At 32.5% G+C, this 21,131-nt stretch carries 20 protein-coding genes; 10 read left to right on the top strand and 10 right to left on the bottom strand.

All coding sequences use genetic code 11. From position 1 onward, the window contains the following. Positions 1–91: 91 nt before the first annotated feature. Genes menD through DK508_RS10510 form a run of 3 tightly spaced genes read right to left on the bottom strand, consistent with a single transcriptional unit; the run spans position 92 to position 3,390 of the window. On the bottom strand, positions 92–1,816 hold the full coding sequence (gene menD / locus DK508_RS10520) for a 2-succinyl-5-enolpyruvyl-6-hydroxy-3-cyclohexene-1-carboxylic-acid synthase (RefSeq protein ID WP_109300724.1): 1,725 nt from the start codon (positions 1,814–1,816) through the stop codon (positions 92–94). A 55-nt stretch (positions 1,817–1,871) separates the two neighbouring features. Continuing rightward, a complete protein-coding gene (locus DK508_RS10515) occupies positions 1,872–2,960 on the bottom strand; it encodes an isochorismate synthase (protein ID WP_109300723.1) in 1,089 nt (362 codons plus the stop codon). A gap of 4 nt (positions 2,961–2,964) precedes the next feature. Further along, positions 2,965–3,390 carry a PaaI family thioesterase gene (locus DK508_RS10510; RefSeq protein ID WP_109300722.1) on the bottom strand — a complete coding sequence of 142 codons (426 nt, stop codon included), beginning with the start codon at positions 3,388–3,390 and terminating at the stop codon, positions 2,965–2,967. Between the two features lie 88 nt (positions 3,391–3,478). Between DK508_RS10510 and DK508_RS10505 the strand changes: the two genes are divergently transcribed. The 5 genes from DK508_RS10505 to DK508_RS10485 are packed head-to-tail and all read left to right on the top strand — an operon-like array spanning position 3,479 to position 7,227. Next, on the top strand, positions 3,479–4,042 hold the full coding sequence (locus tag DK508_RS10505) for a TetR/AcrR family transcriptional regulator (protein WP_109300721.1): 564 nt from the start codon (positions 3,479–3,481) through the stop codon (positions 4,040–4,042). Further along, positions 4,039–4,869: an alpha/beta hydrolase gene (locus DK508_RS10500; RefSeq protein ID WP_109300720.1), complete on the top strand. Its 831-nt coding sequence runs from the start codon at positions 4,039–4,041 to the stop codon at positions 4,867–4,869. The genes DK508_RS10505 and DK508_RS10500 overlap by 4 nt, the downstream gene beginning before the upstream one ends. A 4-nt stretch (positions 4,870–4,873) precedes the next feature. Next, positions 4,874–5,725 carry an alpha/beta fold hydrolase gene (locus DK508_RS10495; protein ID WP_109300719.1) on the top strand — a complete coding sequence of 284 codons (852 nt, stop codon included), beginning with the start codon at positions 4,874–4,876 and terminating at the stop codon, positions 5,723–5,725. 35 nt (positions 5,726–5,760) lie between these two features. Then, on the top strand, positions 5,761–6,399 hold the full coding sequence (locus DK508_RS10490) for an alpha/beta hydrolase (RefSeq protein WP_109300718.1): 639 nt from the start codon (positions 5,761–5,763) through the stop codon (positions 6,397–6,399). A gap of 27 nt (positions 6,400–6,426) precedes the next feature. Beyond that, positions 6,427–7,227 (top strand): hypothetical protein, encoded by an 801-nt coding sequence (locus DK508_RS10485; protein WP_109300717.1) that lies wholly within the window; start codon positions 6,427–6,429, stop codon positions 7,225–7,227. 6 nt (positions 7,228–7,233) lie between these two features. Here DK508_RS10485 and DK508_RS10480 read toward each other — a convergent pair whose 3' ends face one another. The 5 genes from DK508_RS10480 to DK508_RS10460 form a co-directional block, all read right to left on the bottom strand. Continuing rightward, on the bottom strand, positions 7,234–7,602 hold the full coding sequence (locus DK508_RS10480; protein ID WP_109300716.1) for a nuclear transport factor 2 family protein: 369 nt from the start codon (positions 7,600–7,602) through the stop codon (positions 7,234–7,236). A 2-nt stretch (positions 7,603–7,604) separates the two neighbouring features. Then, complete coding sequence (locus DK508_RS10475; RefSeq protein WP_235016369.1) at positions 7,605–8,153, bottom strand: DinB family protein; 549 nt, start codon at positions 8,151–8,153, stop codon at positions 7,605–7,607. A 41-nt stretch (positions 8,154–8,194) separates the two neighbouring features. Then, positions 8,195–10,780 (bottom strand): phosphoenolpyruvate carboxylase, encoded by a 2,586-nt coding sequence (locus tag DK508_RS10470; protein ID WP_109300715.1) that lies wholly within the window; start codon positions 10,778–10,780, stop codon positions 8,195–8,197. Positions 10,781–10,877: 97 nt separating this feature from the next. Beyond that, complete coding sequence (locus DK508_RS10465; protein ID WP_109300714.1) at positions 10,878–11,357, bottom strand: Lrp/AsnC family transcriptional regulator; 480 nt, start codon at positions 11,355–11,357, stop codon at positions 10,878–10,880. 76 nt (positions 11,358–11,433) lie between these two features. Continuing rightward, positions 11,434–12,591, bottom strand: coding sequence for a M14 family zinc carboxypeptidase (locus tag DK508_RS10460; protein ID WP_109300713.1), 1,158 nt, complete (start codon positions 12,589–12,591; stop codon positions 11,434–11,436). Between the two features lie 381 nt (positions 12,592–12,972). Between DK508_RS10460 and DK508_RS10455 the strand changes: the two genes are divergently transcribed. The 5 genes from DK508_RS10455 (at position 12,973) to DK508_RS10435 (ending at position 16,282) form a co-directional block, all read left to right on the top strand. Next, a complete protein-coding gene (locus DK508_RS10455; RefSeq protein WP_109300712.1) occupies positions 12,973–13,452 on the top strand; it encodes a helix-turn-helix domain-containing protein in 480 nt (159 codons plus the stop codon). A 69-nt stretch (positions 13,453–13,521) separates the two neighbouring features. After that, complete coding sequence (locus DK508_RS10450; protein WP_109300711.1) at positions 13,522–13,896, top strand: DNA topoisomerase IV; 375 nt, start codon at positions 13,522–13,524, stop codon at positions 13,894–13,896. Then, complete coding sequence (locus tag DK508_RS10445; RefSeq protein ID WP_109300710.1) at positions 13,896–14,708, top strand: TerC family protein; 813 nt, start codon at positions 13,896–13,898, stop codon at positions 14,706–14,708. The genes DK508_RS10450 and DK508_RS10445 overlap by 1 nt, the downstream gene beginning before the upstream one ends. Positions 14,709–14,782: 74 nt before the next feature. Beyond that, a complete protein-coding gene (locus DK508_RS10440) occupies positions 14,783–15,646 on the top strand; it encodes a CPBP family intramembrane glutamic endopeptidase (protein ID WP_109300709.1) in 864 nt (287 codons plus the stop codon). A 57-nt stretch (positions 15,647–15,703) separates the two neighbouring features. Then, positions 15,704–16,282 (top strand): alkylphosphonate utilization protein, encoded by a 579-nt coding sequence (locus DK508_RS10435; RefSeq protein ID WP_109300708.1) that lies wholly within the window; start codon positions 15,704–15,706, stop codon positions 16,280–16,282. A gap of 26 nt (positions 16,283–16,308) precedes the next feature. On the opposite strand, the gene DK508_RS10430 is transcribed toward DK508_RS10435, so the two are convergent. Both DK508_RS10430 and DK508_RS10425 read right to left on the bottom strand, forming a co-directional pair. After that, positions 16,309–18,978, bottom strand: a complete 2,670-nt coding sequence (locus DK508_RS10430) for a DNA gyrase/topoisomerase IV subunit A (protein ID WP_109300707.1) — start codon at positions 18,976–18,978, stop codon at positions 16,309–16,311. Between the two features lie 27 nt (positions 18,979–19,005). After that, complete coding sequence (locus tag DK508_RS10425) at positions 19,006–20,865, bottom strand: DNA topoisomerase IV subunit B (protein ID WP_109300706.1); 1,860 nt, start codon at positions 20,863–20,865, stop codon at positions 19,006–19,008. Positions 20,866–21,131: the final 266 nt, after the last annotated feature.

The following is a 21,131-nucleotide window of genomic DNA, read 5'->3' as shown; positions in this document are numbered from 1 at the left end:
AGGTTTTTAGTTAATTTTTAACATCGATATATCAAATATAGATGAATTATAAATGAATAATTCATCTACAAATTATATTAAACTAAAGAAATTAGATGAAATGCTTAAAATAACCGATTAAAGCACTATCGTTTTCTTTTCTTGGGGTAAAAATCTCTAATATCCTGGGTTGGTCATCATGTTCATATAACTGTTCTAGACCTTTTTGAACCTCTTGATAAGTGTTTGCACTTTTATAAATAAAACCAAACATCTTGGATAAATGTTCTGCAGTTAACTGATGTGCTGTTTCAAAATATGTACTAAAGTTAGCACTTTCTTCTTTACCAGGCAAAATTCTAAATATACCTCCTCCACTATTATTTATAATAATAACTTTAAAATTAGATGGGATGTAATCATTCCACAAAGCATTACTATCATAAAAAAAACTTAGATCTCCTGTAATCAACGTAGTTGGTACTTTTGATGCTAGTGATGCACCGATGGCAGTAGATGTACTTCCGTCTATACCACTAGTTCCTCTATTACAGTATACCATAAACGAAGGTTTTAATGAAAACAACTGAGCATATCTAACTGTTGAACTATTACTTAATTGTATCATTTGACCCTCTGGAATTTTATCAAAAATTGATTCAAAAACCTTTAAATCTGTATAGGCAACCTGCTCAAGATACTGTTCATGCTTTATTCTTCTTTGCTCTCTAACAGAAATCCAGGAAGTTTTATATTCACTTCGTACAAATTCAGTCTTTTCGAGAAACCAAGAAAAGAAAGAATTAGGGCGCAATTTTATATGTTCGGATAAACAAAAATAAGTATCAAACGCCTTCATTTGATCGATATGCCAATGAGATTGAGGTTGATACTCTCTTAAGAAAGCTTTAATACGCTTAGAAACCACCATTCCTCCAACTGTCAAAAGTAAATCAGGTCGTAAATCATCAAATTGCTCTAGTGTTAACGATGTAATTAATTGATCAATACAATTAATATGAGAAGGATGATGAATATTAGATGTCGTTTCGGTTAATACTAAAACAGATGGATCCTTAGCAAAATGATTTATAAAATTTTGATCTATCATCCCTGGAGAGCTTACTCCTATCAAAATCATTTTTCGTTTTGCAGTATTCCATTGCTGCAACATCTCACCTTCTAACACATTTGAAATACGGTGTTGAGGAAACTCAACTGGTATGTTTTTCGGAAAAATAGTAGGCTCCTCAATCTTATCATACAAGGGCTCATAAAACGGAACATTAATATGAACAGGGCCTTTTTTCTCTATTGCTTTGTTTAATGCAAGATTAATTTCTCTCTCATTATGCTTTTGCGCCTCTCTTTGTTTTTGCCGTATCTTAAGGTCTTGTATTTCAGTTTCTGTAACTACTTCAGAATACAAATTTGCAGAATATAAGATATGATTTTCAAATACGTTTTTCTGCCTAATCGTCTGCCCATCACCAATATCAATGCGCTCAATAGGCCGATCAGCACTTAAAACCACTAAAGGAATGTCACTGTAAAAAGCCTCAGCGATCGCGGGATAATAATTAAGTAGTGCACTTCCTGATGTACAAATAAGCCCTACAGGTTTTTGTAATTGCTGTGCTATCCCTAATGCAAAAAAAGCTGCACATCGCTCATCAACAATACTATAACAATGCATTTTTGGATGTTCACTAAAACCTATGGTTAGTGGTGCGTTACGAGAACCGGGAGAAATTACAATATGATCTATTCCCTTTGCTTCGCAAAGTGCAACAAGTGTTTGTGATAAAGGGATTTTGGAATATAAGCGTTTCTTCATTCGAAATGCTAAATTACAATATCGTTCTAATTTAAGCCAATGTTTTAAAAGTAATTTAAAACAAAACCTTTTTCATGGTCTCCGTCTTCCTTACTGTTTCTTCCCATTCTTTTTCTGGATCAGAATCCTTTGTTATTCCTCCGCCTACATATACATTAACGACCTCGGGTTCTACTTCCATACAACGAAGGTTTACAAATAGATTAGATTCTGTTTTTTGACCAGTAGTTATGTTCAACTCTCCAAGAAATCCGGTATAGAATTTTCTGTCATAACCTTCATTACTTAATATAAACTTCTTAGCTTCTTGTTTTGGCAATCCGCATACTGCCGGTGTTGGATGAAGAGTATTAAGTACATTTTGTAAGCCAGGTTTTTCCAAATCCAGGTCTCCGTTAATATCCGTTCTTAAATGTAATAATGTTCCTGCTCGATGTGTATACGCCTTTGATGAACGAATATCTTTAGAAATCAAAGACAACTCCTTTAAGATAAACTCAGTCACCATCTCTTGTTCTTCTACTTCTTTATTCTCCCAGTTTGCTTCAGTATTTGGATCATATAATTGTGTACCTGCCAAGGCCATAGTAAAAAACTGTTTCCCATCACTAGATAATAGTGTTTCGGGAGTTGCCCCAAGCCAAATTCCAATTTTGGGATGATACCAGAGATACACAAAAGCATTAGGGTATGTAGCAATGAGGCGTTGAAATAAAATCAATAGATCAATAGGTTTACCCGTTTTTATTTCTTCTTTACGAGATAAAACAACTTTTCTAAATTGCCCTGTCTTAATGCTTTTTACACCATTAATTACTAATTGTTTATGATGCTCTTTAGTTTTATCATTTATATCTGAGGTGATATTAACATGCGGTTCCTTAGCAATATCATTATAATTATCTTTTAAGAGAACAGCATTGTAATATCTGGATGAATCAGCAGGAATAAGAAATGATTCTTTCTTTTGATCAAAGGGAGCAAATACAAAACCCGAATTAGAATAATCATTTGCAGTATATATAGTATCGCTTTCTTGAAGAAAAGCACTAAGCACATCTTTATTGGCTTTTCGATAAGCAACAAAAGGTAGTTGTAATACCAATTGTTCTTCAATTTTAGCATAAATAGCCCTAGAATCCATACAACTATCTTGTTTTTGGTAATGCGATAGTGGTTAACTTAACTATAGATACTAGGTTTTTTTCTTCATCGCGTATTTTAATATCCCAAAGCTGAGTAGTTTTCCCTTTATGGATTATCTCTGCTCTTGCAAACACATAACCTTCTCGAACACTTTTTACGTGATTTGCCGAAATCTCAATTCCTCGAATAAAAAAATCTCTTGCATCCAAAAAAATATAAGAAGCTGCACTTCCTACACTTTCGGCAAGAGCAACCATAGCACCCCCGTGCAAAACTCCATCGGGCTGATGTACTTTTGGTGTAACTGGCATTTTTGCAACAAGATAATTTTCACCTACTTCGCAGAAAGAAATACTAAGTGTCTCCATCAATGTGTTTTCACACATCTTAGCGCATTGCTTTAAGATTTCTGCCTCGCTTAAATTCATATGATTAACTAATTTGTAACAAAAATATACAATGCCATTAAATAATTCTAACTATATTTGATTATTATTTTAACGAACGTTCAATAAAATGCCTAAAATAAAAACATCAAAAGAAGAAGTGCTAAAAAAGGTTATACCTATTATGCGCATTAGAGGCGTTCAAAACAGTAGTTTAAGTGAGTTATCAAAGGTATGCGGTATTCAAAAATCACATTTCTACTACTACTTTAACAATAAAGAAGAATTAGTAAAAGAAGTATTAGCAACTGTTCATAGCTATTTTAATCATAATCTTTTTAAAATAATTAAGAACGATACTCTAAGCCTTGAGGATAAGATCAAGAAAATGAAACTACTTATGTACAAGATATTTGGCGTGTCTAGTGGAGGCTGCATTATGGCCAATACAGCTCTAGAAACTATCCATCTCGATCCTATATATAAAAAAGAAATACGATTGTTTTTTCAGGATTTTATCTCTGGACTTCAACAATTATTAGAAATCAATTATACTGAAGAAGAAGCATTGAACCTAGCAGAACAAATGGTACAAGATATAGAAGGAGGCATTTTATTAACTCAAGTGTATGATGATCCTAAATACCTTAACAATGCAGTTAGTCGCATGGAAAAAATAATTACGAACAAATGAAAAGTTATTATAAGCTAATTAAGAAACCGTTTTTTGGGCGATTTATGGTTTCCTGGCGAAATCCTCTATCTATCAAACAATTAGAAGAATGGACTCCCATTTCATTTAAGAGTGATTCTGGCGCTATGTTGAAAGGCTTATACTCATCATCAACAATACACGGTCAGTCTAAAGCCACTATCGTATTGGGTCATCCAATGGGAAAAGAAGCTAAAGGGTATTACCTTAAAAATGGATACACTGATATCCTTAGAGCCAATGGTTATAATGTATTTGTATTTGATATCAACGGGTTTGGCGAAAGTAAAATCGGAAATTTCTTTTATTATCAAGATATTATTGCCGCAGGAATAGAAGCTAGGAATGTTTACCCTAAACTACCTTTAGGTTATTTAGGCGTATCTCTTGGAGGACAATGGGCGACTATTGCCTTTGCCGAACAGCACAATTATAACTTTGCAATAATCGAAAGTGCTGCAAATACCTTAGATGAATTTTGGGTTCGTTTCCCTACAGCGAATAAGGTTCTAAAAATCATGAATTTTCTTAACCCAAGACTAAAGAAAAAAATCCGAATGATTGATCGCATAAAAGATGCCCATAGTTTGCAAAAAGTATTATTCATCTATTCTGCTACAGATACATTTGTTGCTCATAAAGCGGGGCAAAGATTTAACAAGGCCATTCCTATCGCATCAGAATTATACACTATACCTGAAGCAAAACACGCTCAAATAACAAAATCTTCTTACAGAGATGAATACTTTAATACAATCCTCTCTTTTTTCAATCAACAAACGGAAGACTTTCAAAAAGTAAAACACTAAACAAATGGAATCATACACTATACAATCTTTTGACGGCTACCCTATTTCGGTTCATGAATTCATCCCTGAGTCTCCAAATAACAAAACGATTGTCTTTGCTCCCGCTGTAGCTGTACCACAAAAAATTTACTTCAACCTAGCTACTCAACTTGCAAAAAAGGGTTGCAATGTATTTACATTTGATTACAGAGGAATTGGATTATCAAAATCTAAAAGTTTACGTGCCTTAAAAAAACATGGGTATTTTTCTTGGGCCAAAGATTTTAAAGCCGTGTCCAAACATGTAAAAGAAAAGTTTCCTGCAAATCAACAGTACATGATCGGTCATAGTTATGGTGGCAATAGCATTGGATTTAGTGATGCGCATCAATATTATGACAAATACATTACTATTGCTTCTCAATATGGATTTTACAAACATTTTACATCAAAAATGAAGATGTTAATCCTTATGAATTTTAAAATATTTGTCCCCGTAACCACATCAATTTTGGGGTACTATCCCTCTGGTTGGTTTGGATTAGGAAGCCCATTAACGTCTCAAGTAGCAAAAGATTGGGCCACTTTTTTATTACACCCAGACTCTATGCTACATTTTACAAAAGGGAATAATACTACATATTACAATGACATTAAAGATCAGATGCTTTTAGTAAGTATCGAAGATGATCTCTTTGCTCCAAAAAAATCTGTTGATATTTTAGGAACTAAAGTCTATCAAAATGCCTCGGTAACCCGAAAACATCTCATACCATCAGATTATAATTTGAAGGCTATCGGGCATTTTGATTTTTTTAGAAAGAAAAATCAAGATATCTTGTGGCCCATTGTTTATGATTGGTTTAAACTTAATTAAACCCTATTATAAACAACACATTATTTATTATCCATATGAATTCACAAGAAAAAGAAATTTCGTATCAAAACACGAATACTTATTCGACCCTAAACCGTCTAACTCCTGCAACAAAGAATGTATGGCTGGTATTTCATGGTATAGGCTACTTAAGCCGGTATTTTATTAGATTATTCGACAGCTTAAAAGAAGAAGAAAACTATGTTATCGCTCCGCAAGCCCCATCAAAATATTATAAAGGTGAAGGTTATAGAAGAGTTGGTTCTAGCTGGTTAACAAAAGAAAATACATTACGAGAAACAGAAAATATTCTTAGGTACGTAGATGCTGTTATGGATTATGAAAAAATCCCTGAGCATGTTAATTTTATTGTATTAGGATATTCTCAAGGAGTAAGTATTGCAAGTCGATGGATTGCTCGTAATAAAATTAATAGTGATGCCTTTGTAATGATTTCAGGTGGTTTCCCGAAAGAGCTACAAAAAGAAAACTTTACTTTTTTAAACCAAAACACTAAAATCACTCACATCGTTGGCGAAAAAGATCCTTATTTTGAAATAGAAAAAGTAGAAGCCGAAAAAATACGTGTAAAAGGGATTTTACCTCAAATAGAATTTAGAACACATCCAGGAGGTCATGAACTAAATATCAATAGTTTAAAAAATATTGTTTAAATTTAAGGAAGGTTTAAACATATACTGATGACAAAAAATGCACTACTTCTCATCCTTAGCTTGTTTTCCTTTTTTCATGCCTCTTCTTTTACCAGTACTTTATTGGATATTTATATAAATAGAGTCACCGGAGAACAACTCGGATCAGACGGTTCTGGAACAAACAACTTAAGAGTAATTGATGTAAGAGAGTGGAATTATGTGATTGAAGAGAAAGGAGGACCTAATTCTTCTCCAGGGATTCGAGAATTACACAAAAACAGTTATGTGATCACTGCTAACGAAAAACAAATACAAAAAGAAATTCAAAAAGTAGCAGACGACACATTTAGAGAAGGCATAGAAAATCAAGTATTTATTGTTTTAAATGTAAATACTGGGAAAATATTTGCTATTAGAGACTGGTTACCAGAATCTAGAACTAACAAAGGAATTATTATCAATACATATAGGGTTGGACTAAACAGCGCTCCAAGAGTTGGAGAAGGACTTATGCTTCTTGCTCAACTACATGGTCACCCCAAAGAAATGCAGAGAAACAAAAGAAATATTAGATCAGTATCAGAGTTTGATATCGAAACCGCTAAATACTTAGGAATTACAATTTTTGCCATTGATGCGTTTGATTCTGTTGATAAATTTGACGTATTTCAATCCAGGATTTCTCAAAAACGGTCTACGGGCTTTCATATCCATATGTCTTCAAAAAATGGTTCTGTAAAAAAATTTGTGGGTCAAACTTTTGGAAAAAATGGATTAAACACTTTTAGTTTTTCTAACTATTTCGATTTGATGTTAAGAAAAAACGAATATACGCAGGCTTTATAATCTATATTACTTAGTAAGTAAATCTCTTGCATTAACAGTATCATAAATAATAGCCAGCTTTTTAATTTTATTTTCAGAAGTAAGCTCTATAATATCCACAACTTTAAATTCAACTACATTACCATTTTTCATGCTCCATTTATAGTCAAAAAGCAACGATATTCGATTAGTATTATTTTCTAAAAATAATCCATCAAACTTTAGCTCTGATAAACTTGTGTCTTCAGAAAGCAGTTTATAAAAAGTTTTTGCAGGTTTTATTCCATACAATGGGGATTCTACAATTCCATCATCAGCGAACAAATTAACCACATTATCCATTTCTCCTTTTTCTAGAAATGAAAGATATTGATGTGCAACTTCTTCTTTTGTCATTTTTACAAATACTTTTTATTAATCACTTCAAAATGATGTTTTTGATGTCCTGGCAAAATATACCCTACTGCTCTTGCGCTCATAGGACTACTACTCGCTTCTCCTATATTAAGCAGCATCTCATCTGTAAAACTTCTAAACAAAGTAACCGAACTATTTCGCACTGCTTCAAAATCCTCAATAATTTCAGTCAAACTATAATGATTGGCATTTGAATTAGGAGCATAACTATCCTGATCAAATCCAGCTAATGGTGTAGTGTCTTTCCTGGAAAAACACAAAGCTCTATAGGTAAATATTCGTTCGGTATCTATAAGATGTTGCAAAACCTCTGCAATCGTCCATTTTCCGTCTGCATAGGCGTAAGTAAGTTTTTCTTGAGGGATAGATTTCACAAAATCTATAAATTCTTGTTTCCCTTTTCGCAACCCTTCAACAATATCCGGATATTCTGCCTTAGCAATATAAATACCATAATAGGGATTAAATTCTCCTTCTTTTAATTGAGTTAACATATGCGTATAATAATAATGAGGTAGAAATTTAATCATTCCCACCTCATTATAAATACTCCTTAACAGTACTTTATAAATTATGCCGAATTACGACTGGCATTTATATTTCCGAACAATGAACGAGTTACCATTTTCTCATACACCTCTAACTCTTCAGTATCAATACTTTTAGATTTATGTAGATCCTGAATTTTTTTAAGAGCATACTGTTGTATGGTCAATAATGGTAATACAATATTTTCTCTAATATCAATTGAAGCTCTACCCGCTTGCTCATTCTGCATAAGCTCCTCATAACCAGTTAGCTTAAACAACAATCGCTTAGTTAACAAATATTCATCATGTATAACATCCCAAAACGCACCATATTCAGAATCTTCTTTCATATAAGCTGTTAATTCAAAAAAGGATTTTGTAAGACTCATCATACTATTTCCTAACAATGCTCTAAAAAAAGCAGATTCTTTATATAACGCTATAACTTTATCAAATTCTCCTCGATCCTCGAATGCTTTTAAAGAAGTACCCACTCCATAAAAACCAGGCACATTTTGTTTTAACTGGCTCCAACTACCAACAAAAGGAATGGCTCTTAAATCACCAAAATCCAGAGTATCACTTTTACTCCTTTTGGAAGGACGGCTACCAATATTAGCCTTACCGTAATATTTTAAAGTACTCATGTGTTCTAGGTAAGGCAGAAACTTTGGATGATTTTTGAAATCTACATAAGTTTTATAACTAATATCAGCAAGTTCTTGCATTGTTTCTTTATTAGCCGTAGAAAAAAGATTGCTCTCATTATCGGTTAACTCATTCTCTACCCCTGCTCCTAGTAATTGCTCTAGATTATATTGACAAGAATCTAGGGTTCCAAAATTAGAACTAATGGTTTGCCCTTGGACTGTTATTTGTATTTCTTCATCTTCTATAGTTGGTCCAAGAGATGCATAGAATTGGTTAGTATTCCCTCCTCCTCTAGCTGGTGGTCCTCCTCTACCATCAAAGAACACTACTTTCACATCATATTTCCTAGAAATTTCTGTCAATGCTTCTTTAGCTTTAAAGATTCCCCAATTGGCCATTAGATATCCTCCATCTTTTGTACCATCTGAAAATCCTAACATAATTGTTTGTTTCATCCCACGACGTTTTAAATGGGCCATATAAACAGGATTACTATATAAGGTTTCCATTACATTATGAGAAACCTGTAAATCAGGTACCGTCTCAAATAATGGTATTACATCTACTGTAGGAAACTCCCAATCACACAATCTAATTAATGCAAAGGTTTCCATCACATTTAATTCACCTCCATTATTACTAATAATATATCTATTAGCAGCACGTTCTCCATTACTTTCTTGTATAGTCTTAATAGCATATACAGACTCTAATGTACCTCGTGTAATATCCTCTTCAAAAATCGAAGGGTCTAACTGTCCTTTTACACCTGTTAGTATATCAATTTGTTCAGATTCTGTTAAAGACAGATAATTTTTAGGAAAAATCCCTAAACCTAAAGCATTGGTTTTATTGACCACATCTGTTAACACTTTGTGATGAACTCTGGAATCTTGCCTTATATCTAAAGTTGCAAAATGAAACCCAAAGATTTTAACCTTATTAATCAAATCTTGTAGCTCTTCTAAAAACAAAGATTGATGTTGAGTAATCAATTCTTCTCTTATCTCTAACAAACCGTTCATTAAAACATCTATGGATAACGGTTCTGCCGTTTTAGAATAATAGAAGTTATCATATAATGCATTTTCTAAAACAGTAATTTTATCCTGAAGATCACCAAAGGTTATTCTTCTTTTTAAATTCCGAATATCTCTATAATAATTAATCAAAACGGTTTTACGTAATCTTTTTGCTACTTTCAGAGTTGTTTCTGTAGTAACAAATGGATTACCGTCTCTATCGCCTCCTGGCCAAAACCCTAAATTGATTAAGTCATTTTCAAGGTCTTCACCTTCAAATATATTTTGTTGAACATAATTATAAATCGCACCTGCAGAATGATAAAATACATTCTCTAAATACCAAATTAAACTTACAGCCTCATCATAAGGAGTCGGTTTTTCTTTCTTAAAAAAAGCCGTTTTCCCGAGCTGAGCTAATAATTTTTTAATCCTAGAAGAATCATTATCTCGTATAGCACTATCTAGATCATGAATTATTCCTAGAACTGTTCCTGGATAAAATTGAGTAGGGTGCGCTGTTAACGTAGGTCGTATTTTAAATCGCCTTAAATACTCCTTAAGCTCTTCTAATTGTCCTTTTGCCTGTGCTTCTTCTTTAATACTTCTAAGAGTACCTCGACCATCCATATTATTTACAACAGGAAAAGCTGCATCTTCGATAGCATCAAATAATACAACTTGACGCTCTATATACTGGATAAATCTAAATAATAAATCATGTTTTTCTTTGACCGAAGGATGATCTTGATAGAGTGTGAAAAAATTTTCAACTATTTCTGTTGGATTCTTATGCGCCTCATACCCTTTCTCGCACACTTCTTTAAAAAGAGGTAATAAAACACCTGTATTGGTTATGGTGTCAAAAGGTAATGTTATGAATATACTATTGTATATCTGATACTTCGCCAGAACGTTTTCACTGAAACGTTCAATTTTTGGTTTTCTAGCCATTTTGTGTGGTGGTAAATACTAGTTGTGGTTAATAAAATAAAAAAACCCTCTAAGAGCTTTTCTTAAAGGGTTTAATATATGTCAAATAAAAGACCCTTTACATATCCTGAAAAATCGAATGCATTAAGCGTTTTTTATCATTAATACTCTCTTCTAAAGAAATCATTGTTTCTGTACGATACACTCCATCAATATCATCTAACTTAAAGATAATTTCTTTGGCATGGTTTGTATCCTTCGCTCTTACTTTACAGAAAATATTAAATTTACCTGTAGTAATATGAGCAACGGTTACAAAAGGTATTTCATTAATTCTTTCTAAAACAAACTTGGTTTGAGATGTGTTTTGAAGATAAATACCTACATAAGCGATAAATGAATACCCTAATTTTTGATAATCTAATGTTAATGAAGATCCCTCGATAATACCGGCCTCTTCCATTTTTTTAACACGAACGTGGACCGTACCTGCTGAAATCAATAGTTTCTTAGCGATATCCGTAAATGGAGTACGCGTGTTTTCAATCAACATATCCAAAATTTGGTGATCAACTTCGTCTAATTTAAATTTTGCCATAGTAACTAAATATTATTTTTCCCGATTATTTACATTGCAAAAATAACAGAAAAATACAGTTTTAGCATATTTTATTTCACCTTTTTACCGGTTCTATTGAGAATAATTCAGAATCTAAGTAGAATTTTAACAACTCGACCTCCGGAACTATCTCTACTGTAACGTTTTCGTTACGGATAACCTTATTTTTACCGATAATTTCCCTATGTCCGTAAAAATTTTGTAAATCATCAATTTTAACAATTTTAGGTACGAATTTCACATGGTCTACATCCAATTGCTCTGTATATTGAACAGCGATATCAACTTTCTTTTCATTCAAAACAACATCTCTAATAATTACGTCATAAAAACATTTCCCATTTTCAGGAATTAAAAAATAGTCTTTAAACTCGTTTCCTGTAATGGTAGTTTTGGCGATATATGCTATTGAGGTCACCATAGCGTAAAAAATATACTCTCTAGTAATTTCTCGCTCATAATCATTAATATAATGCCCTGCTTCAAATAAAACAGTAGGAATACCTTTATTAGCCAATGTATCTCCCACACAATTAATATTAAAACCATCATCATAACGCCCTACCTGGTTAGGGATACTTTGTTGTAGTACATCATTCATTTTTGCTATAACCTCCATAGCTATCTTACGATCTGGTGTTATAGAGCGTTTTTGATCTCCAGCCGGTGACAAAAAAGAAACTGTAGCGGGTAAATTTGTTTGTCCAGCGCTAAAAATTGTACGCTGACCATGTAAATTAAACGCAAAATCAGGTTTCACTTTATGAATAAGCTTATCTAAAACAATGCTTTCTTTTTGAGTCTTATCTTGAGCATCTCTATTAAGATCTACATCATTGAAATTAAGCCTGGTATAGCGTTTGGCTCCATCAGGACTTAAAATAGGAACAATAAACAATGTACACTCATTTAAGATACTCTTAGCTACATTATTATCATGATCACCTAGAAGGTTTATAAAATCAAATAAAGCTTTTGTAGTTGTGCTTTCATTACCATGCATTTGCGACCATAGTAGAAGTCTTTTTTGACCTTTACCCAATTTTATGAGATGAATAGGTAAATCATTTTCAGAAACACCTATTTGTTCAATTTCAATTAATAATGATAATGAATCAAGAAGAGGAGAGATATTATCTTGAGGAATATATCTTCCAGACAAGGATTTTTCTTTATATGTATTATACCAACTGTGTAAGGTCTTACTATCCATAATCTATATTGAAGGTTACGAAATTAGTATAGTTTAATGAGTATTCATAGTATTTAAAAGGATTATTTACACTTGTAAACTAAGATATATTTTACAATTGTAAAACAACCTCTGTTACATTTGTAAACAAGAGAAATAAAAGTATTTGTTTACAGTGGTAAACATATATTATGTATGAGTTTCCAAATGTATTCTAGTTATTAACAATTATTTTATTATAATTAATTATATATATTAAAATATCTTATAATTAGGTATTTATATTATTCAACTTAACTCAATTGTTTAACCTATTAATATGATGATTTACATTTGTAAACTCCTTTTTAACAAGATATTGTTTACCTTTGTAACCTAACTTAACATTAAAACCTGTTTACAATGGTAAATAGTAAAGATTTTGGAAAAAGAATCCAAAAACTAATGGATCACTATGGTGTATCTGCCTCATCTTTTGCAGATTACATGGGAGTTGGACGTTCCTCTATATCGCATATCCTTAGTGGAAGAAATAAACCTAGTTTAGACTTTGTAATGAAAATTACTGAAGCTTATACTGACGTTGATATGCAATGGTTATTGTATGGAAAAGGAACATTTCCTAAATCAGAAAAAGCAGTATCTCAAGAAAATATTTCTGTTCCTGAATCTATATCTTCTCCTACTCTAGAACCAATATCAACTCCCAACACTGATACTGATTTATTTTCTCAACATAAAGAAGAAATAAAACCTGATCTACAAAACATACCTTCCCTAGCAAAAATAGATACATCAAGTACAGCAGAAAATCGTATCGACAGAATTGTTATTTTTTATGCAGATGGTACTTTTGATAGTTATCAAATTAAAAAAACTTAATAAGTTTTTTTAAGCTTCCTATTAACTTTATGGAAATAAATTTATTTTCGCTAATAGTTAAATTGTTATATGAGGCAAATAGCTTTAATACTCTTTTGTATTTTGTTTTTTTCTAGTTGTTATCAACAAGAGAGAGATTGCACTAATTTTCATACAGGAACTTTTGAATTTGAAACTTTGCTGGATGGAGAGTTAGCAAAAACTACATTTATCAGAAACGATTCTATCGAAATTGATTATTTCAAAGGAAAAAGCGATACTGCTAGTATACGTTGGATTAATGATTGTGAATATATTCTTCAAAAACTACATCCTAAAAGCATGTTTGAAAAAAAAGCTATTCATATGAAAATTCTAACTACAGATAACGACACCTACACATTTGAATATGGTCTAGTAGGCGCAACAAATAAACAACGTGGAACCGCAAAAAAAATAAAATAATGTTCGAAATTTTCGCATCAGCAGACGCTTGGGTCGCTTTATTGACTCTTACTTTTTTAGAAATAGTTTTAGGAATTGATAATATCATTTTTATATCAATAGCTTCTAGCAAATTGCCTGGTGAGCAACAAAAAAAAGCTACTAATATTGGATTATTTCTTGCCATGGTCATGCGTATAGTTTTATTATTTGGTATCTCGTTGCTTGTGGCAATGGAGGCTCCTTTCTGGCATATTAATTTACCTTGGTTAGAAGCAGGAATTAGTGGGCAAGCATTGATATTATTTGGAGGAGGGATTTTTCTACTTTATAAAAGTGTACACGAAATCCATGAAAAAGTAGACGAAAAAGGAGAAGAAGAAAAAGAAATTGAAGCCAAAAGTTCTTCTTCTTTATCAAACGCCATTGTACAAATCACTTTGATTAATGTTGTCTTTTCTTTTGATTCTATTCTTACTGCGGTGGGAATGACCAATGGATTAAGTGACAACCCTAATGATGCACTTATTATTATGGTGATAGCCGTAGTAATTTCTGTTTTAATTATGATGTTATTCGCTACACCTGTTGGGAGGTTTGTAAACAAACACCCTTCTGTACAAATTTTAGGATTATCCTTTTTAATCCTTATTGGATTTATGTTAATTGCAGAAGCTGCACATCTAGCACACTTTGAGATTTTTGAAACACAAGTTGGTACAATACCTAAAGGATATTTATATTTTACAATTGCGTTTTCTTTATTTATTGAGTTTTTAAATTTTAAACTTCGTAAAAAAAGTAAAACGGTTAATAGTGCAAAAAAATCATAACTTTCTTTTTTAGTTTAGCGGTTCTCAACAAATTTTGATGTACCCACTATTTTTATGACCAACAACTTTAACTTATGGAAAATAAACATATCGGCTGGATAAGAGTCTTAATTTTAATTTTACCATATCTTTTTGTAGTTGCTGGTTTTCAGTTAGTCGCTGCATTAATCACAAATATTGATATTAATGATCGTAGCTATCAAGAAACATCGTTTCAAAGATTAATCATGTCATTTTTTAATCTATTGGGAACGTTTTTTATTTTATGGATCTTTATGAGATTTCTTGATAAAAACAAGTTTATCAACCTTGGTTTTCATACAAAAGGTAGATTAAATGAATTTGTGACGGGTGTTGGTCTGGGAGCTGTAATAATGGGGATAGGATACTTAATTCTGCTATTTATCAACGAAATACAATATAAAGAGATTGTATTTGATCCCAAAGAGTTTGTTATTTCTATACTTGTTTTTTCATTAGTTGCTATAGTTGAAGAAGTGCTATTAAGGGGTTATGTTTTAAGAAACCTCATGATTTCTTTTAACAAATATGTAGCTTTACTCGTTTCTTCTGCATTATTTGCAATCATGCATGGTTTTAACCCTAATCTTAGTACATTTAGCTTGTTTGGATTGTTTTTGGCGGGTCTTTTATTGGGGATATCCTATATCTATACAAAAAATCTTTGGTTTCCGATTGCGTTACATTTTAGCTGGAATTTTTTTCAAACACATTTTGGTTTCAATGTAAGTGGAATAGATTTTTACTCTCTCATAGAAACTGAAATTACAAATTATAATGTATTGAATGGTGGCGCTTTTGGTTTTGAAGGCTCTATTTTTTCTATTACAGCAGAAATATTAGGAATCATCGGGATTGGTTACTACTATTTCAAGAGACATTCGAGTAATAATATTTCTGTTTCAAACGCTACTTAAATAAACATATTATTGCATTTTTACAAAATAGACAACTTATAAACATCAAATACACTAATGAGCTTAGAGCGAGAACTACATAAACGCAGTGGATCTGTATGTGAATTATCCGGATCAACTGAAAATCTGAATGTATATCAAGTACCAAAATCTCCTGGAACTGGTTTAGATGCTCATATACTGATTTCTAAAATGTGTCTTGAGCAAATTGAAAATCCAGAAAAAGTAGATTCTAATCATTGGAGGTGTCTTAATGATAGTATGTGGAGTGAGGTTCCGGCGGTACAGGTTATGGCATGGAGAATGCTGAACCGTTTACGTAATGAAGGGTGGCCTCAAGACTTATTAGACATGCTCTATCTCGATGAAGACACAATGTCTTGGGCACAAGCAACAGGAGAAGGAAATGATCCCGATAATACAATTAAACATATAGATGCAAATGGAGTTCTACTCACTGCGGGTGATAGTGTTGTACTAATCAAAGATTTGAATGTTAAAGGAGCCAATTTTACAGCTAAGCGCGGAACCGCCGTGCGAAATATTTCATTAGTTCATGATAATCAAGAACATATCGAAGGTCGCGTAAATGGGCAACATATTGTAATCTTAACAAAATATGTAAAGAAGACCTAATACAAACCGATATCAAAAATTATTTCTTAAAATAAACTTGCCTGTTCCCCTTCTTCATTTTTATCATTATCATTAGACGATTCTGAACTTGTATCTCTGGTTTCATTTGTCGAAGCTGCTGAAACATTTTCTTCTTCTACAACTTCTATTTCTTCTGCAGGTGTAGGCTCAGGCTCTTCAAAAGGAAGCGGGTCTAATAAATTGATTTGCTTAACCTTATGAGTTGTTAACTGATTTCCTAATGCTTTAATTCCTTTAATAGAAATGAATTCTTCGAGGTTTACCTCTTCATTAGGACGTTGATCTTTACCTCTAATTTTATTAAATACTATTTCGGCTACAGGTCTATAATCTGTAGAAATTACTTCTAGAAAAGATTTAGGGTGTTCTGAAATAAATGATTCTTCTCTTTCCGAATTTTCTATCAAGAAACGTTTCACATTATAACGCTCTTTTTCTCCATCCCAATAAATCGCAGAAATAGGTTTTTTAGGCTTCCATTTTTCTAAGACAATCATATCAGAATTAAAATGTACCGTCATTTCAGGAATAATAGTCTTTACTATTCCCTTCTGATCAATAATCAATAATCGATCTTCTCCTTTAAACTCTCCTAGTAATTCTCCCCTTCCATCAACATTTAGGCGTTGTACAGTATCATCAAACCAAATTTTTCGAGGTTTCAAAGTAGAAACTCCTAATTCTTTCAGTTCTATACGTTTAATATTATATTTGGTTACAATATTCCCTTTTACTCCCCTACCTTTGATCAGTAAGTCTGAAAAATCAATATCAAACTTTAGTTTTTTAATACTTCCTGCCTGACGTAATAATATGGTTACAATCTCGGCTTCGCCATTAGGATTGGCAGAGAAATAAGAAATTTTAGAACTTTTCTTACCTTGTGTAAGGTCATAATCTTTATCTCGAGTTACACCGGTAACTGCAAACCTTTTTACATACGAAGCTCCACCTCTACCATCTTGATAAATCATATTATATATAGTACGTTTATCCTTTTTCTTGAAAACGGCTACATGAATAATATTTTTACCTACAAATGTTTTTGAGCCTACTTTCGTAATCATCATTTTACCTTCTCCAGTAAAACATATAATATCATCAATATCAGAACAATCGGTAACATATTCATCTTTACGCAAAGAAGTACCTACAAAGCCTTCTTCTCGATTTACATAAAGTTTTGTATTTCTAATAACAACTTTGGTGGCTTCAATATCATCAAAAATTCTAATTTCGGTTTTTCGCTCTTTACCTTTACCGTATGTTGTTTTTAACCTTTTAAAATAATCAATTGCAAACTCAATAAGATGTGCCAGGTGATGTTTAATCTTAGCAATATCTTCTTCTAGAGCTTCAATTTTTTGTTGTGCTTTATCAATATCAAATTTAGAAATACGCTTAATTCGTATTTCTGTTAAACGAACAATATCTTCTTCGGTTACGGCACGTTTAAGATGTTTAATATGTGGTTGTAATCCTTTATCAATAGCTTCAATTACGCCTTCCCAAGTTTCTACTTCTTCAATATCACGGTAGATACGGTTTTCAATAAAAATTCTTTCTAAGGATGCAAAATGCCATTGTTCTTGTAACTCCTCTAATTGAATTTCGAGCTCACGCTTTAATAATTCTACTGTATTATCAGTAGAACGACGCAACATTTCAGAAACACCAATAAAATTTGGTTTATTGTCTTCTATTACACAACCTAACGGAGAAACAGAAACCTCACAATTTGTAAAAGCATACAATGCATCAATAGTTTTATCTGGCGAAATTCCAGAAGGAAGATGTACCAAAATCTCTACCTTTGCTGCTGTATTATCTTCAATTTTCTTGATTTTGATTTTCCCCTTATCGTTGGCTTTAAGTACAGAATCAATTAATGAGGTTGTCGTCGTTGAAAATGGAATTTCGGTAATTACTAATGTGTTTTTATCTTGCTGAGACATTTTTGCACGCACTCTAACCTTACCACCGCGATTACCATCATTATAGTTTGTAAAGTCTGCTATCCCCGAAGTGGGAAAATCTGGTAATATTGTAAATTTCTTTCCTTGCAAGTGTTTTACAGATGCATCAATTAACTCGATAAAATTATGAGGAAGAATTTTTGTACTCAACCCCACGGCAATACCTTCGGCTCCTTGGGCCAATAATAATGGAAATTTTACTGGAAGATTTATAGGTTCTTTTTTACGACCATCATAAGAAAGTTGCCAATCAGTAACCTTTGGATTATAAACTACATCTAATGCAAACTTGGATAAACGTGCTTCAATATACCTCGAAGCTGCTGCCCTATCACCTGTGAGAATATTCCCCCAGTTTCCTTGCATATCGATCAACAACTCTTTTTGCCCAACTTGTACCATAGCATCGGCAATACTAGCATCTCCATGAGGATGATACTGCATTGTATGTCCAACGATATTAGCTACTTTGTTATATCGACCATCATCCAAATCCTTCATAGAATGAAGAATACGACGCTGTACAGGTTTTAAACCATCCTCTATTGCTGGCACTGCTCGTTCTAGAATTACATAAGATGCATAATCTAAAAACCAATCTTTATACATTCCTGTAACCTTAGTAATCACTTCTTGCGGTTGATGATCTTCAGGTGTTAATTCGTGATCTAATTCTTCGTTTTCGTTTTCCAAATCCATATATACTTTCCAGGGGCTCTAATAAAATTATAATTCTTCCTCTACTGCGTCTAACTCTACCTTTAGGTTATCAATAATAAACTCCTGTCGTTGCGGAGTATTTTTCCCCATGTAGAAAGACAATAATTCTTCAATAGATTTATCTTTATCCAACATTACAGGATCTAGACGTATATCATCTCCAATAAAATGTACAAACTCATCCGGTGAGATTTCACCTAATCCCTTAAATCGAGTTATCTCAGGTTTACCAGATAGTTTTTGAATAGCATCTCTTCTTTCCTGATCAGAATAACAGTAAATCGTTTCTTTTTTATTTCTTACTCTAAATAAAGGGGTTTGCAGAATATACAAATGACCTTCTTTAATCACTTCAGGAAAAAATTGTAAAAAGAACGTTATTAATAATAATCGAATATGCATTCCATCAACATCCGCATCAGTAGCAATTACAATATTATTATATCTTAAATCCTCTAGAGATTCTTCTATATTTAAGGCCGCTTGTAAAAGATTAAATTCTTCATTTTCATAAACAATCTTTTTACTCATATTATAGCTATTTAGTGGTTTCCCACGTAAGCTAAATACTGCTTGTGTATTTACATCTCTAGATTTTGTAATCGATCCACTTGCCGAATCTCCCTCTGTAATAAAAAGTGTACTCTCTAGATTACGATCTTTCTTACTATCGGTTAAATGAATACGACAGTCTCTAAGTTTTTTATTATGTAAACTTGCTTTTTTTGCACGTTCTTTGGCAAGTTTCCTAATTCCCGATAAATCTTTACGCTCTCGTTCTGCTTGCAATATTTTGCGCTGTAAACTTTCGGCAGTAGTTGGATTTTTATGTAAAAAATTATCTAATTTGGTTTTTACAAAATCATTAATATACGTTCTAACGGTAGGCAAATTTCCTCCCATTTCAGTTGACCCTAATTTTGTTTTAGTCTGGCTTTCAAAAACCGGTTCCATTACTTTGATACTTATCGCAGAAACTATTGATTTACGAATGTCACTTGCTTCATAATTCTTGCCGTAATATTCTCGAATAGTTTTTACAACTGCTTCACGAAATGCCGCTTGATGGGTTCCTCCTTGAGTAGTATGTTGTCCATTTACAAATGAGTGATACTCTTCACTATATTGTGTTTTACTATGTGTTATAGCAACTTCAATATCATCTCCTTTAAGATGAACAATTTCGTATAATCGATCATCCTCATTAATATTATCCGAAAGTAAATCCCTTAATCCGTTTTCCGAAAAGTATTTTTCTCCATTAAAAATAATGGTTAACCCTGGGTTAAGATATACATAGTTTTTAAGCATCTTTGCTACGTATTCGCTACGATACTTATAGTGCTTAAAAATAGAGTTGTCTGGTACAAAAGAAACTTTGGTTCCTCGTCTTCTAGAGGTCTCATCAAGAGATTCCTCAGTAATTAAGTTTCCTTTTTCAAATTCTGCTGAAGCAGATTTTCCATCTCTAGTAGATTCAACTTTAAAAAATGTAGACAATGCATTCACTGCTTTTGTACCTACACCATTTAATCCAACCGATTTTTTAAATGCTCGAGAATCATATTTACCCCCTGTATTCATTTTGGATACTACATCCACTACTTTACCCAAAGGGATACCTCGACCATAATCTCTTACAATAACTTTATCTCCTTGTATAGATATCTCAATCGTTTTACCGGCTCCCATTACATATTCGTCGATAGAGTTATCGAGTACTTCTTTCAGCAAAATGTAAATTCCATCATCTGGGGATGATCCATCTCCTAACTTACCAATATACATCCCTGGTCGCATACGGATATGCTCCTTCCAATCGAGGGATCGTATATTATCTTCGGTATACTTGGTTTCCTTACTCATAAAATTTTGGGTACAATGCCAGCTAATATAAGGCTTCACTTACAAAATTAAAACAGCCATCGAACAAAGTAATTAACAAATCAATAACCAATATTGTTGATTATTTGGTATACAAAGCTTTAACCCTGATTTGGATTAAAAATAGCGTTACATTTAATCACATTCTACTCCCTAAAAAATGTTGAAATTGTTATTATATGTACTTTGGGTTATTACACTATATAATTTGATCAAAATTTATAGTAAATTGCATAAACCCCTCAAGT

Origin of the sequence: Aquimarina sp. AU474 (assembly GCF_900312815.1) — a bacterium.
In the GTDB taxonomy this organism is placed as follows: Bacteria; Bacteroidota; Bacteroidia; order Flavobacteriales; family Flavobacteriaceae; genus Aquimarina.
Note: the sequence above shows the minus strand (reverse complement) of the source record. Positions and strands in the feature narration are given on the sequence as shown.